A 14,106-nucleotide genomic window follows, 5' to 3' on the forward strand; every position below is an offset into this window, starting at 1 on the left:
TAGATTTTATTTTATGGACCCCATCATTCCTGCCACAAAATGCTTCTGCATCAGGAAAAATACGAGTGCAGTCGGCAGGGTGGCGATCACGATGGCCAGCATGATGATGCCGTAATCCGGCGCATACCCCGACCCCAGATTCGAAATCAGCAAGGGGATCGTTTTCTGCTCCGGCGACTGCAGCACGATCAGCGGCCAGAGGAAGTTGTTCCAACTGGACATAAACGTGATGATCCCGGCGGCGGCATAGGTCGTTTTCATGGTTGGCATGAAAATCCGGAAGAATATCCCGATTTCGCTCAATCCGTCGATTCTTCCAGCTTCGATCATATCCTTCGGGAACATTTTGGTGCTCTGCCGGAAAAAGAAAATCAGAAATGCCGTCGTCACCGTCGGCAGCATCACCGCCGCTTTGGAATCAATGCCAAGAAGCGGCGCCGAATTAGACATGTCCGCGAACATCCGGTATAGGGGAACCATCAGCGCGGCAAACGGAATCATCATCGACAGCAGCAATACGTTAAAGACGGCGTCCTTTACCTTGCTCCGGAAGATCTCGAAACCATATCCGGCGAGTGAAGCAATGACAATGGCAAGGACCGTCGTAATGACCGAAACCACGGCGGAATTCCACAGTGCCGTACCCAAATCCGTTGTATCGAGCAGATTTTTGAAATTTTCGATCAGATGGCTGCCCGGCAGCAGCCGGCCTTTGGTCACATCCACCGATTTATTGGTCGCGCTGACCACCATCCATAAAAAAGGAAAGATGGATACGATCGAGGCAATGCTCAGAAACACATACGTAAAAATCCGTTTCGATTTTCTCATTTGCGGTCACCTGCCACTCTGAATTGGATCAACGACAGCACAATGATGATAATCACGATGGAGTAGGAGACCGTGGCCGCATACCCAAAGTCCGCCGTGTATTTGAAGGACAAATTATATATATACTGCGATATCGAAAGGGTCGAGTTTCCCGGACCGCCCTTCGTAATATTGAGTACCTCATCAAACAGCTGGAGCGTGCCGATTGTCGATGTAATGGACGTAAACAGGATAATCGGCTTCAGCATCGGAATGGTAATCCGAAAGAATTGCTTCACGGACGAAGCTCCGTCAATCCGCGCCGCTTCATAGATCGAACTGTCAATATTCTGGAGGGCCGACAGGTAAAAAATCATATTGTAGCCGGTCCAGCGCCACGTGATGGCGATAATAATCGTGATTTTGGCCCAAAACGGGTCGGTGATCCATTCGATCGGTGCCTGGATGATGGACAATTTCATCAGCATGGCATTCACCAATCCGCCGCTTCCGAACATGTATTTGAACACGACAGAATAGGCGACGAGCGATGTCACGCACGGCAGAAAGATAGCTGTACGGAAAAAGCCGCGAAATTTCAGATGGCTGTCATTCAGCAGCACCGAAATGAACAAGGCCAGAATAATCATGATCGGCACCTGTACGATCAGATAGATGAACGTGTTTTTCAGTGCCGTGAAAAAAGTCTTATCCGTTAACAGCCGCTCGTAATTCGACCAGCCGGTATAAGCAAGATTGACGCCCCTACCTGTTTTAAAAGAGAGGATGAGGGCTTGGATCATCGGGTAGAAATAAAAGGCCGCAATCATTAAGACGGCAACGATGATAAAGCTCCAACCTGTGATGGTGGATTTGGCACGGATGCTGAGACTGCCCTGCCGCTCTGTTTTTAACATGGTCAAAATCCCCTTTCGGTCAAAAATATAACCCTGGACGCTTTCGCTGTCTTGCGACTCTAAAAGCGCCGAGGGTTACACCAACTGCTATGAAACAAGCTGACAGCCGTTTATTTGATTTGCGCTTCGGCCTGAGATTGAGCGTCGCTCAGCACTTGGTCCAAACTTTTGCCGTTCAGGTAATTTTGCATTTCAACAACAAGGATATCCTCGATTGCATACGTGGAAGTACCATAGTTCACCTTTGGAATTTCCGCCGTCCATTTAGAGAAATCACTTACGGTTTGCTGTCCGCCGAAGAAGTCGTCCGGTTTCGTATAGGCTTCGCCCTTCGCAGCTTCCTTCAGCGTACCGATGGCGCCGACTTTGGTCAGCAGGGTCTGATACATATCCGCATTGGAGCCGAAGGTTTCCGCGAGGAAATCCGCAGCCGTATCGGAGCCCGGAATGTTCATCACGTACCAGGAGCTGCCGCCCAGGTTCGTCGCATGCACCGAGTTTGGCGTTTCTGGAAGTTTAGGCATCGGCAGGATGGCCCATTGGCCAGCCTGAGAAGCTTCCGCCTTCACTGATGGAGTGATCCAGTTGCCCGTTGGAACGGTTGCTACATCGCCGTTGTTAATCGAGGCAATGAACTGGCTCCAGTCGGCATTGACTTTCACGGTGTTGGATTGCATCAATTCTTTATAGAGGGTAAAGGCTTCCTTGAGCGCCGCATTGTCCTTCAGATCCGGCGTCGTGCCATCGCCCTTCAAGTACCATGAGCCTGCGGACTGGATCATCATACGCAGAATTCCCAAATCATTCGGATCCAGCGAGATGATATCCTTGCCGGTTTTTTCTTTCACTTTTTTGCCGAGCTCAATGTATTGCTTCCAGTCCATGTTTTGGAGATCATCCAATGTATAACCGGCCTGCTCGATGTAGTCTTTGCGAACATAGAGGCCAGCAACGCCGGTATCGAACGGAACGCCGTACTGCTTGCCGTCGTAGCTGGTCGGCCCGATTTTGTATTCCGCAAAATTTTCAGGCTTGATTTTTCCGCTCAGATCCGCGAAGGAATCCGGATATGCCTGCAGGAAGCCCTGTGCCCGGTAGTCCTCGATCAGGACTGCGTTCGGCAGCCCTTTCGTCGTGCCGGAGTTGAGGCCCGTGTTCAGCTTTTGGATAATGTCCGCCTGTGCGAATTCGACGATATTGATCTTTACGTCTGGGTGCTTCGCGTTATATGCCTCTTTGGCAATGTCCAAAGCCGCAATGTTGAATTTCGGATCCCATGCCCAAATGGTGATTTCCTTGGATTTGGCATCTCCCCCGCCGCCGGATGCAGCTTGTTCCTTGTCTTTTCCGCCCGAGGAGCAGGCAGTCAGCAGAATCATGCAGGTTAGCAGTAACACCATAACCTTTTTCATCGTTTCAGCCCCTTTTGATGTTGTTCGGTAACCTTCCCTGCAGGCGGTCCGCACAGCGTTTGCAAACGCTTCCCGCCCGGGTATGGAATCAGTGTAGCACCCGGCCGGCAGGCATCGTTAGAACTTCCTTTGCACAGACTTGTCATTTTATCAGCTTCATGTATGCGCTTTCTGAAAGCGTAAGTCATTTCTTTGGATTTTGGTATTTTGTTTGGATTTTACGGTTTTATTCCATGCTCTGTATCGCTTCCCTGAGCTTCGATCAGCGGCAAAGTGATCCTTACCTTCGTGCCTTCCCCTTTTTGGCTCGTGATGGAGACCCCGTATTCCTCCCCGTACAAGAGGCGGATGCGGTCATGAACGTTAGCTACGCCGATTCCGGAAAACAGCTGACGCGATTTCTTTTGTTTCTTTTTATCCTTCGCCCGTTCCAGCTGCTTCATGTCCATTCCGTCCCCATTATCGACCACTTCGCACACCAGCTTCCGGGCATCACAGGAAATCAGTACATGGATAAAACCCTCCGCCCTTTCGTTGAAGGCATGAAAAAAGGCATTTTCGATAAAAGGCTGGATCATCAGCTTCGGAACCTGATATGTGCTGCAGCCAGGCGCCACAAAATAACTAACCCGGATGCGCTCTCCGTAACGGACGTGGTTGATGAACACATAATGCTTCAGGTTCACCAGCTCCAGTTCTACCGTGATCGTCTCACTGACGTTGCTGATCGTATTTTGCAGCAGGGATATCAGAGCATGAATCGTATCCACCGCTTTGTCCTTGCTGTCCTGCTGTACCAAAAATTTGACGGAGGCGAGCGTGTTATACAAAAAATGCGGATTAATCTGCTGCTGCAGGGCTGCAAGCTCTGCTTTGCGCTGTTCCTGCTGGGTATGGACCAGCCGCGAGACATAATCGTTCACTTCATCCAGCATGTAGTTATAAGCCTCGCCCAACTGACGAATCTCATATCCGCCGCCGACATTCACGTAGTTGTGAAAGTTGCGGCTCGTCACTTTGGACATTTGCCGCGATAAAAGCGTGAGCGAGCGCGTCATTTTGCGGGAAATGAGAAACACCACGACCAGCGCAACCAGCACGATGACCAGTACGAGCAGGACGATGGATTTGGTATTCACCATTTGTCCGAGGACCTGCTGCTGATCGATCATATTGACGAGATAAAAGTTATAGGAAGGCAGGTACTGGGCCAGCATCAGCTCATCCTTTCCCATCATCTTCACCTTTTTGACATGCAGACCCTGATCCTGAATGTCCTGAGCGTAGGACAGAAGCTGAGCATTTTGGGACCCGATCAACGAAGAATGATTGCTGGATATGACCGTTCCGGAACCGTCAATGATGACGACGTCATTGCCCTCGCTCGTAAAGCTGCTGTAAAAAGGCTTAAAATCATTTTCGTCGATGGTAATGTACAACATGCCGTACTCCTGGTCCGTCGTCGTTTCCTGCAGCACCTTGGTTGCGACGATCACGGGCTTCTGTCCGTCCTCTCCCTTGACTTTGTACAGATGGTACATTAATTTTCCCGGACTCGCCTCGGCTTCTTTGGTCAGCGGGCTAGCGTACAGTTCGCGGGCGTTCGGTTTGGTCAAATACGAGTTGCCGGAATAATTCCGGCCGTTTTTACCGACAATCGCGATTCCGGCCGAGTACGCATCCACCGTCGATTGAATCTTCCGCATTTGCTGCGTCATACCGTAATAGGCATTCATTTCTTTAATGGACTCGTCCGAGCCTTTATCGGTAAGAAAGGTTTTGAGCGTGCCGCTCTGCTGGGCAGTGATGGCTGCAAGCACGTTCGAGTAATGGAAGGATTCGAAATTGTTTTTGACCTGATTCATGACCTTGGAATTGGTGATGCTGAAGGTATCCAGAAACAGCTTCTCCGTCATCCGCAAGTTCGTCCAAGCCACGGACGCCGCGATCGCAATGATGCTGACGAACATGACGGCGAACATTTTGATGAACAGGCCGTGAAACTTAAGGCGTTCAAATAATGCTTTCATCGTTCTACCGCTCTCCTATGCCTGGTGATGTCTGCGGTACTGGGTCGGCGACAGCCCCATGCTTTTTTTGAATACCTTGCAAAAATAACTGTGGTCCCCGTAGCCGACCCGGCTCCCGATCTCCGAGATCGGCGTTTCGCTGTAGCGCAGCAGATCCGCCGCTTCGTTAATGCGGACCCGGTTCAAATGCTCCTTGAAGCCTTCATGGTGATGGGCTGTGAAGAAACTGGACAAATAAGATGGATTAAAGTGAAAATGCCTGGCCATCCCGGTCAGCGTAATCGGCTCCATATAATGCTGATCGATAAAGTCCAGCAGCAGCTTCATGCTTGGATTCGGCGTAGATGCTGAACCGGAAAAACGGATCTGCTCTTCGACCTGCGCTTGAAAAGTCTGCAGTACGAGCTCCACCTCACTAACGTGCCGGGCTTCATCGATAGCTTTAAAATACGCGTATTTGGCTTCATCCAGCGGTTTCATATCGTAATTCATGCTGACAAGCAGGTGGATGACATTAAAGACAATATTGCCGATAAAAGATTTGAATTCATACACATCGGCGGTATATGAACTTTTTTGCAAGTGTATATGTTCCCCGAGTTCCTGAAAGGCTTCCGCCAAATCCAGTCTTCGAATATGCTCCATGAATGTCTGCAGCGCAAAAGGTGTGACGGAAGGAGCCGGATCCGGAAGATCGTTTAGCGTCAACGGCGTCGCTCGCGGCAGGAAGAATCGATATTGGAGCAGCTTCAAAAAATGATTACCGTAAGCTTCTCCCGCTTGGCTAAGCGACTGAAAAGGTATGCCAAGCATCCATGGAATATGATCGGAATTGCCATGGAAGGCGGGACAGAGCATTTTTAATTTAGCCGGCAGCTGATCCCGATCCTCTTCGCTGACGTTAACCAAATATAATGACATTTCAGGTCGTCCCTGCACGGAATGTCCAGTGACTTGCACCAGGTTCATCTCAGGTAAGAGCGCTTTCAATGAGTCCGAAAGTGAATTGTCCGTTTTGACTACTGCTCCATCATCGGCGGGCTCCATGCCAAGCAGGTAAAAGTACGGTTTTGGAAACCAATCTTGAATCAGGGCGGGATCCACATCCGTTTCATACCGGGACAGCAGTTTTTCCAATACTTGATTGACGGTAATATGATAATGCCTGTCTCCTACGGCACTTTCGAGCGACGGTATTTTCTCCGCCGTCTTGCGCAGCACTTGGAGCAGCATGTCCGTATCGAGATGAGGCTTTAATATATAATCCGAGACGCCGCTTTGGAATGTGGAACGCACATAATCAAACTCACTGAAGCTGCTGAGCACGATAATTTCAATCTCCGGCCAGTTATGCTTAATCAATCGCGTCAGTTCTTCCCCATCCATCATCGGCATCACGATATCCGTCAGCACGACATGAGGTTTCAGTTCCCTGATCAGCGTCATGGCCTCCTTGCCGTTCCCGGCCTCGCCCACAATCTGAAATCCGCTCTGTTCCCAATTGATTAAATGTTTAATTCCCTGCCGCACCAGCAGCTCATCATCGACGACGAGGACTTTGCATAATTCTCTCATGGATTCTCCCCCTTCCGAAAACATGTTCTTAATTATAGGATATTCCACCTTCCATCGTCTAGAAAGCGTTTTACGTATCCTGTTTGTGAAATAAATGGAAGATCCCGCTCCGTGAAATGCAAAAATCCATACACCCTTCGCGGCTGTACGCCTGAAGAATGTACGGACTGAGCTCCGTCTGAAACGTTATGAAATCCGAATATCCGCTACTACCGGAAAATGATCCGAAGGCATCTTGCCGTGATGGTGATCCACAATCGGACCGTAGCTCAGCACATGAGCTTGATTGGTCACGAAGATGAAATCGATCGGACTCTCAAACTCGACCTCGTGCTTGTCCTGCCGCTCCAGAAAATCCGGAAACATCCTAGCCGCTACCTCCCTGGAATCGAAGCCCTGGAACGTAAACGCCGGTCCGAAATGCTTGTAGTCCGCGACCATACCCGCATCCCGCAGCAGGGCATCGCCCTTTTCGTCCGTTTGGGTGAGGACCCGATATGGAACGGAATCCGAAGTTACGTTGAAATCCCCCGTAAGCACGGCCGGAACGCCAGCGGTCAAGCCCTTGATCCGCTCCAAGATCAGATGGGCGCTTTGCTCGACAGCCACTTGTCCAACATGATCGAAATGCGTATTGAAATGCAGGAACGTTCGCCCGGTATATGTATCTTCAAATTCTGCCCAAGTCACCACACGGCGGCAGGCAGCATCCCAACCCATCGACGGCGATTCCGGCTGTTCCGACAGCCAAAAGGTATTCTGACGCAGCGGTTTTAGCCTGTTTTTGCGGTAAAAAATGCAGGAGTACTCTCCTTCTTGTTTACCATCTTCCCTTCCCACGCCGATCCAGCCATACTCCGGCAAAAGCTGCTGCAGATCCTCCAATTGGTTATACAGCACCTCCTGCATCCCGACCAAATCCGGCCGATGAAAACGAATGACGCCCGCGACCAGCTCTTTGCGGCTGCTCCATACGTTCTCACCCTCCATATCGTACGCATTCTTAATGTTATAGGACATGCAGCGCAGGTCGATTTCCACATTTCGTTTCTCTGCTGACATACCTCTCACTCCATTCTGAACATAGATAATGAACTCCAATATGCCCCATCATACCAAAAAATTATAGAGCATATGAGGATTGATGCCAAAAAAGTTAGACAAAGCCGCTTCTCAAGGATGGCACGCATTAGGTTATTCCACACATAAGCTTAAAATAGAAACATGCAAAAGACCACAGCAAGTCCGGTAAACCGGCGTTGCTGTGGTCTTTTGCATTGCGTGATTTGTTTACATCTCCGGCTGCTGTTGCAGCATGTTGATCAAGCTGCGCAGCGCAACGCCGCGATGGCTGATCGCCTGCTTTTCTTCCATCGAAAGCTCAGCCATCGTCTTCTCGTAATCCGGCAAGTAGAAGAGCGGATCATACCCAAAGCCGCCGCAGCCGGCCGGCTCGTCCGTGATCCATCCGTCCACGGCCCCGCTTGCTTCAATGTGAGTTCCCGTTGCCGGATCATACAGCACCAGCGAGCAGACAAAGCGAGCTGTGCTGAGAAGCGGCTGTGCCGTATCCTCGCCCAGTTTCTTGTCTTCCAGCATGTGCAGCAACTTCTCATTATTCTGCTGATCCGTCGCATGTTCGCCGGCAAATCGAGCAGAGTATACGCCAGGGCGGCCTTCCAGTTCATCCACGCATAGGCCTGAATCATCCGCCAAAACCGGCAGACCCAGCGCATCTCCAACCGTTTTGGCCTTCTTCAGCGCATTCTCGGCGAAAGTTACACCATCTTCCACAACCTCAGGCAATTCCGGATAATCGAACATGCTTTTCACCTGTTTGCCAAGCTGAGCAAAGGCATGCTCAAACTCCTTGACCTTGCCCGGGTTCCGGGTTGCCACAATAATAAGTTCACTATCCAAAATCATGCCTAAGCCCCTCTTCCCGGTTGGCCTGAGGCAATCTTGAGAGCAATCGGTCCAAGCAGTTCCTTCTGTTTCTCAATCAGCTGCAGAATTCCCTTCTCGCCAAGCTCCAGAAGTTGATTCAATTCTTCACGGGTAAACGGGCTCTCCTCGCCAGTTCCCTGGAGCTCGACAAAAGCCCCGCCGCCTGTCATCACGAGGTTCATATCCACCTTCGCGCTGGAATCTTCCTCATAGTTCAAGTCAAGCATCGGCTCATCATTCACCACGCCTACACTTACAGATGCCAGATAATCCGTGATTGGAAATACCGGCAGCTTATGCTGCTGCGCAATTTTATTCACGGCAATGGCCAGCGCCACAAAGGAACCGGTAATCGAAGTTGTGCGTGTTCCGCCATCCGCCTGAATGACATCACAATCAAGCGTGATCGTGCGCTCGCCAAGTGCACGAAGATCAACAACGGAGCGCAGTGCTCTGCCGATCAGCCGCTGAATTTCCATCGTCCGGCCGCTGAGCTTGCCGCGTGCGCTTTCCCGCTGGTTGCGGGATTGCGTCGCTCGCGGCAGCATGGAATATTCCGCCGTCACCCAGCCTTTTCCTTGTCCCTTCAAGAATGGGGGAACCTTCTCATCCACCGTTGCCGTACAAAGCACCTTGGTATCTCCCATTTCTATGAACACGGAGCCCTCCGCATACTTGTTCACATTCACTGTCAAATTCATCGGCCTGAGCTCGTTGCTGCTGCGTCCGTTAGATCTCATCTTTTCTGCCTCCTACATTTACGCGTCCTGTTATGATAGATTGAACCATACTGGCGTATTTTCGTTCATTCTATATGTTAGCAAATTTTATTTTATCAAAGTGTCGGCACAAAAGCATCCTTGAAAGACCGCTTATAACGGAATCGCGTTAATGAAGTCCGGTCTGGAAACCGGTTTGCTGTAATCCTGGTTGTCCGCACCGACGACTTTCGACTGGCCATTCATGTCAATTTTCACTTTCGCGTTGCCGGCATTTTCGGATATGGTCAGCACGACGGATTGAAGCAGTTCGGAAGGAATGGGTTCATCCTTGTCAAACATATCGTCCTTCAGCGCAACGGTGACCGTCCCATCCTTAGCTTTCTCTACGGACTGAACGGAAGTGCCGTCCGTCATTACCTGTTCAAGACCATCGTCCTGCTGCGGTCCCTGGATCAATTCATGCATCGCGGCTTTCAGTTTATCTTGTCCAGGCTGTACCAGTCTTGTTACCGGAACATAATAGGAATAGATTCCATCGGCTGAGAGTGTTGAAAAATAAACCGTGACCGGCGTCGAGTTCGTCAGGCTCACTCCGTCGCCTTTTTGCAGGTTGATGCCAAAGCTGCGGGTAAGCGGTTGATTCAGCGGCGTACCTCCGAGCGGCATTTCCGTCAATGCTTGGCCGTCAACAGAGAGCTGCACCTTCTGCACACCGGAGAATCCGGTTAACGTCCAGATGACGGATTCCAGTATTTTGCGCTCATCCGGCGCATTATATTTGTTAAATGCACTGTTGAAATCCACTACCGCCACCTTCTGGTCCTTATCCACCGTTACGCTGTTAATCTCGGTTCCTTTAGGCAGCACACCCGAAAAACCTTTTGGCACATACTTAGAATAAGTCCCGCCCGATACCATCGCCTGCAGCGCTTGTTTCATGTTGTCGGTATCTTTAGCCTCGGGAATTCCCAGTGAAATAGGCGCGAGCAATCCTTTTTCATTCGCCAGAAATACGGTTGTCTTCGGACCGGTTTGCTCGGTTGGGGTTGCCGAGGCGGAGCCCCCGTCTGTCACATTTAGCATTTGCTGTTCAATCTCAGTCGGCGGCTTATCGATATCCATCGAAGATTGGGACCCGAACAAGCTGCAGCCGGACAGCATTACAGGAACAGCGAGCAATCCGGCAGCGGAAATGCCGCGAATTTTATTCATCTTAGTCATATGCATGGTTCCTCCTAATCATTTTGTACAGATTGTACTACCATGTATACGAGCCCTCTCTTCAAAAAATAACAGCCGGTCCCAATAAAAAAACATGAATTTGCCTGCTTCAAAGAAAAGATCCACGTGTAACGGAAGTTCAGGACCCAAATCCGCGCATTCGTAAACCTCGTATATCCTTTGAGTCTTTGGGTAAAACTGGACAAACGATATGTGAGGAACGTACAATCTTACTACCATACGATAACGGGGGGATAAGATGAGTGACCCGAAGAACGAGAAGATTCCATATAGCCTGAACAGTCAAAAGGTAGCCACCGCAACCCGGGAATGGCTGCATAAAAGGGGCGTGAAGCTGGAGGAAATCGCGGAGCTTGTGATGCTGCTTCAGAAGAAATATTATCCTGATCTGACGATGGAAGAATGCTTGGATAACGTCAACAAGGTGCTCAGCAAACGCGAGGTGCAAAATGCCGTGCTGACCGGTATTCAGCTTGATATACTCGCCGAGGAAGGAAAGCTGTTCTCACCGCTGCAGGAAATGCTTGAGAATGATGAAGGCCTGTACGGCGTCGATGAGATTCTGGCCTTTTCCATCGTCAATGTGTATGGCAGCATCGGCTTTACCAACTACGGATACGTGGATAAGCTGAAACCCGGCATTCTGGAACGTTTGAATGATAAGAGCACCGGAGAAACCCATACCTTCCTGGACGATATCGTCGGCGCTATCGCCGCGGCCGCCAGCAGCCGGATCGCCCATCGGAAGCAAGCCGAACGTGAGCAGCAGCTCGAAGGCATCACATCGGAACTGCCGGAAGATTAATGAATATGCAGCAAGAAAGGGACAGTTCCATTTGGAACTGTCCCTTTTGCATTTTAAATAACCGGCTCACTTCATCTTGTAACATATGATGTCATCTTTATTTCGAAATGAGGTAACCCGTCCACGGCGCTCCAGCTCCCGGGTATGCGCCAGTGTCTCGCACATCGCAAATCGCATTTGGTGAATGCCAAGCTTGCTGCTGAAAAGCGAGACACACAGCTTAAAGCCAGTAGCCGGTGCGGAATCTAGCATCTGCTCGATCTTAACGAGCCGCTCTTCATGATGAAGCAGGAGTGCCTCCAGCCGTTCCCCGAAGTGCTTGAAGGGATTACGGTGCCCCGGATACGCGGTGCTGACCTCTAGATTCTTCAGCTTCAGCAGCCCCTTCAAAAAGGATTGCAGCGGCTCCGGGTCGCTTCCCGGCGTCAGGCTCACGTTCGGTGAAATCTGCGGCAGTACGGCATCACCGCACAGAATCTCGCCGCTCTCCTCATGGTAAAAGGATACGTGCCCCGGTGCATGCCCCGCCGTTTCTACAGGCATCCATTCACGACCGCCCATGACAAGGTGCTGTCCCATCGGAATAAATGAGACCTCCGGCGAAGGAGTAACCTGCGGCACAAAGCTGTTCATATGTACTTCGAGCTGATCTGTCCATTCAGCAGGCATCCCATGGCTGCGGAAAAGCTCAGGCAAATCCGAATTCATCGTAGAGTCAGGTCCCCACATCAACCGGGTTTCCTGATAAGAGCGCTCCGACATCCATACTTTGCAGCCGGACTGCTGCTGAATCCATCCCGAACAGCCCAGGTGATCCGGATGATGATGCGTCAGCACAATGTGTTTGACGTCGCTGATGGTCCTGCCGATTTCCGCAAATGCCCGGTTCCATTCTTCTTCATTCTCCGGCGTGTGCGGTCCGGGATCGATAATCGTTAATCCCTCCGGTCCCTGCAGCACATAGCTGTTCACCCACCGGAGCGGGAAGGACATCGAAATTTTCACTTGAATGATTCCGTTGTGATGATCTGTTATTTCCGGCATGTTCACTTGTCTAACCCTCTTTTCACATCTCTTGCAGCTTGGGACGGTGCCCCACGAAAATCATCCGCTGGGACGATTGCTCCTGATAGCTCTCGTCTTCATCATACCCGCCATAGACCTCATCGATGGCAAGCCCCGAATCCGTAAGCATCTGCCTCAGCTGCTTCAAAGTATATAGCTTTACCCGTTCATGGTAACAACGTTCCTTGCCCTCACCGTCCTGCGGCGTGATCGCGATATCCTTTTTCACAAAGTCCTCTTCAATCCTCCGCTCTTCGACGATCCGCTCGCCCCCGGCCGTACGCTCTGATTTCGGTACCAGATGGGCCCTGACATGGGGCGAGTTCATGAAGTCAATAATAAACCGGCCGCCGGGCTCTAGCATCCGGTAAATCTCTTTGAGCACCTTCATCTGCTCCCCGTCCTCCCGAAAATATCCGAAGGAAGTAAACAAATTAAGAACGGCATCGAAATGCCCTTCCAGCGGAAGCTCCCGCATATCGGCCTGATGCCACTCGACGCGCTGCCGGGTGTCCATCTTTTGCGCCTCGCGCAGCAGCACCCCCGACAAGTCCACACCGCTGACACGATAACCGGCATCAGCCAGCGCCAGCGAATGGCGGCCGGTGCCGCAGCATAAATCAAGGACGCGGGCGCCTGGGGGGAGATCCAGCCAGGAAATCATTTTCTTGACCTCGCGGACGGCTCCTTCCGCATCCCGGTGTTGATAAACAAGCAGATAATCTTCTCCAAAGCTTTTTTCGAACCAGTCTTTGATCATGATGTCCTCCTGAGTATGGGTTCACCCTATAAATACAGTAAAATGCATCGGTATGAACCATATTCTACCCATCGGAGAGCAAAAGACTTCAATTCGCTGTATAATCCTGAATCAGTATGGAATAGAGGTAGGAGTCAACAAATCCGCCTTTATTGGAACGCAGATGCTCCCGAAGGTGGCCTTCCTTCTGCATGCCGAGCTTCTGCATGACGCGCTCCGAGCCTGTATTTTCCGGACGGCAAGTTGCGTATATCCGATGTAATCCCAGCTGCGTAAAGCCCAGTTCCAACATGGCGAGCGCACTTTCATAAGCATAACCCCGGCCCCAATAATCCGGATGGTAGCAGTATCCGATCTCTCCGTTAGAGCCATTCACATGCAGACCAACGCCGCCGATCAATTCCCCGCCAGACTTTAGCGTGACCGCAAACTCATATCCTGTTCTCGGCTCTTCCCGCTGCATCGTAAGCATCATGGCAATATGAGCTTGGGTATCCTCAAGGGTATTCGGCCCCCATAGCGTATACCGCGTTACGATTGGATCAGAAGCGTAACGATGCACGCTTTCCCGATCGTCATCACGATACTCGCGAATGATCAGTCTTTCCGTCTCCAAGACCATTTCAGCTCCCCCCTGCTTTCTGCAATGTATATGTTCTCAGCTTAATGCATCTGCCTGAGCTTGCCAAGGCGAAGACTTTGTTGGTGCGGGATCGGCAAACGTGTCCGCCCTGCAAACAACATGATGCCCGGGATGCTCGCCGCACCACGGATGCCCCAGCCGTGTACGCACGCCAAACGGCCTGCTCTTATGAGCAGAC

14 protein-coding genes are annotated in these 14,106 nt (G+C 50.9%); 1 reads left to right on the forward strand and 13 read right to left on the reverse strand.

Going from position 1 to position 14,106, the window contains the following annotated elements; translation table 11 throughout:
• Positions 1-6 precede the first annotated feature (6 nt).
• The 9 genes from GRF59_RS24640 to GRF59_RS24680 all read right to left on the reverse strand — a co-directional run bounded on the left by GRF59_RS24640 (position 7) and on the right by GRF59_RS24680 (position 10,634).
• On the reverse strand, positions 7-831 hold the full coding sequence (locus GRF59_RS24640; protein ID WP_160500389.1) for a carbohydrate ABC transporter permease: 825 nt from the start codon (positions 829-831) through the stop codon (positions 7-9).
• On the reverse strand, positions 828-1,727 hold the full coding sequence (locus GRF59_RS24645) for a carbohydrate ABC transporter permease (RefSeq protein ID WP_160500390.1): 900 nt from the start codon (positions 1,725-1,727) through the stop codon (positions 828-830). The genes GRF59_RS24640 and GRF59_RS24645 overlap by 4 nt, the downstream gene beginning before the upstream one ends.
• A 110-nt stretch (positions 1,728-1,837) precedes the next feature.
• Positions 1,838-3,139, reverse strand: coding sequence for an ABC transporter substrate-binding protein (locus tag GRF59_RS24650; RefSeq protein WP_160500391.1), 1,302 nt, complete (start codon positions 3,137-3,139; stop codon positions 1,838-1,840).
• 218 nt (positions 3,140-3,357) lie between these two features.
• The gene (locus tag GRF59_RS24655) at positions 3,358-5,169 is read right to left on the reverse strand and encodes a cache domain-containing sensor histidine kinase (protein ID WP_160500392.1); all 1,812 of its coding nucleotides are present in this window, start codon (positions 5,167-5,169) and stop codon (positions 3,358-3,360) included.
• Positions 5,170-5,184: 15 nt separating this feature from the next.
• Positions 5,185-6,744: a response regulator transcription factor gene (locus GRF59_RS24660; protein ID WP_160500393.1), complete on the reverse strand. Its 1,560-nt coding sequence runs from the start codon at positions 6,742-6,744 to the stop codon at positions 5,185-5,187.
• 186 nt (positions 6,745-6,930) lie between these two features.
• A complete protein-coding gene (locus GRF59_RS24665) occupies positions 6,931-7,806 on the reverse strand; it encodes an endonuclease/exonuclease/phosphatase family protein (protein ID WP_160500394.1) in 876 nt (291 codons plus the stop codon).
• A 228-nt stretch (positions 7,807-8,034) separates the two neighbouring features.
• The gene (locus GRF59_RS24670) at positions 8,035-8,670 is read right to left on the reverse strand and encodes an XTP/dITP diphosphatase (protein WP_160500395.1); all 636 of its coding nucleotides are present in this window, start codon (positions 8,668-8,670) and stop codon (positions 8,035-8,037) included.
• Positions 8,671-8,672: 2 nt separating this feature from the next.
• Positions 8,673-9,431, reverse strand: a complete 759-nt coding sequence (gene rph, locus GRF59_RS24675; protein ID WP_160500396.1) for a ribonuclease PH — start codon at positions 9,429-9,431, stop codon at positions 8,673-8,675.
• A 132-nt stretch (positions 9,432-9,563) separates the two neighbouring features.
• Positions 9,564-10,634 (reverse strand): GerMN domain-containing protein, encoded by a 1,071-nt coding sequence (locus tag GRF59_RS24680; protein WP_160500397.1) that lies wholly within the window; start codon positions 10,632-10,634, stop codon positions 9,564-9,566.
• 259 nt (positions 10,635-10,893) lie between these two features.
• On the opposite strand from GRF59_RS24680, the gene GRF59_RS24685 reads away from it, so the two are divergent.
• The gene (locus GRF59_RS24685; protein ID WP_160500398.1) at positions 10,894-11,460 is read left to right on the forward strand and encodes a phosphatidylglycerophosphatase A family protein; all 567 of its coding nucleotides are present in this window, start codon (positions 10,894-10,896) and stop codon (positions 11,458-11,460) included.
• Between the two features lie 66 nt (positions 11,461-11,526).
• Here the strand turns inward: GRF59_RS24685 and GRF59_RS24690 are convergent, their stop codons facing one another.
• The 4 genes from GRF59_RS24690 to GRF59_RS30065 all read right to left on the reverse strand — a co-directional run bounded on the left by GRF59_RS24690 (position 11,527) and on the right by GRF59_RS30065 (position 14,078).
• Positions 11,527-12,510, reverse strand: coding sequence for an MBL fold metallo-hydrolase (locus GRF59_RS24690; RefSeq protein WP_341480136.1), 984 nt, complete (start codon positions 12,508-12,510; stop codon positions 11,527-11,529).
• 16 nt (positions 12,511-12,526) lie between these two features.
• Entirely contained in the window at positions 12,527-13,282 is a 756-nt protein-coding gene (locus tag GRF59_RS24695) for a methyltransferase domain-containing protein (protein ID WP_160500621.1), read from the reverse strand.
• Positions 13,283-13,373: 91 nt separating this feature from the next.
• Entirely contained in the window at positions 13,374-13,907 is a 534-nt protein-coding gene (locus GRF59_RS24700) for a GNAT family N-acetyltransferase (RefSeq protein ID WP_160500400.1), read from the reverse strand.
• 36 nt (positions 13,908-13,943) lie between these two features.
• Positions 13,944-14,078, reverse strand: coding sequence for a hypothetical protein (locus GRF59_RS30065; protein WP_272915023.1), 135 nt, complete (start codon positions 14,076-14,078; stop codon positions 13,944-13,946).
• Positions 14,079-14,106: the final 28 nt, after the last annotated feature.

Source organism: Paenibacillus dendrobii (assembly GCF_009807035.1).
In the GTDB taxonomy this organism is placed as follows: Bacteria; Bacillota; Bacilli; order Paenibacillales; family Paenibacillaceae; genus Paenibacillus_AQ; species Paenibacillus_AQ dendrobii.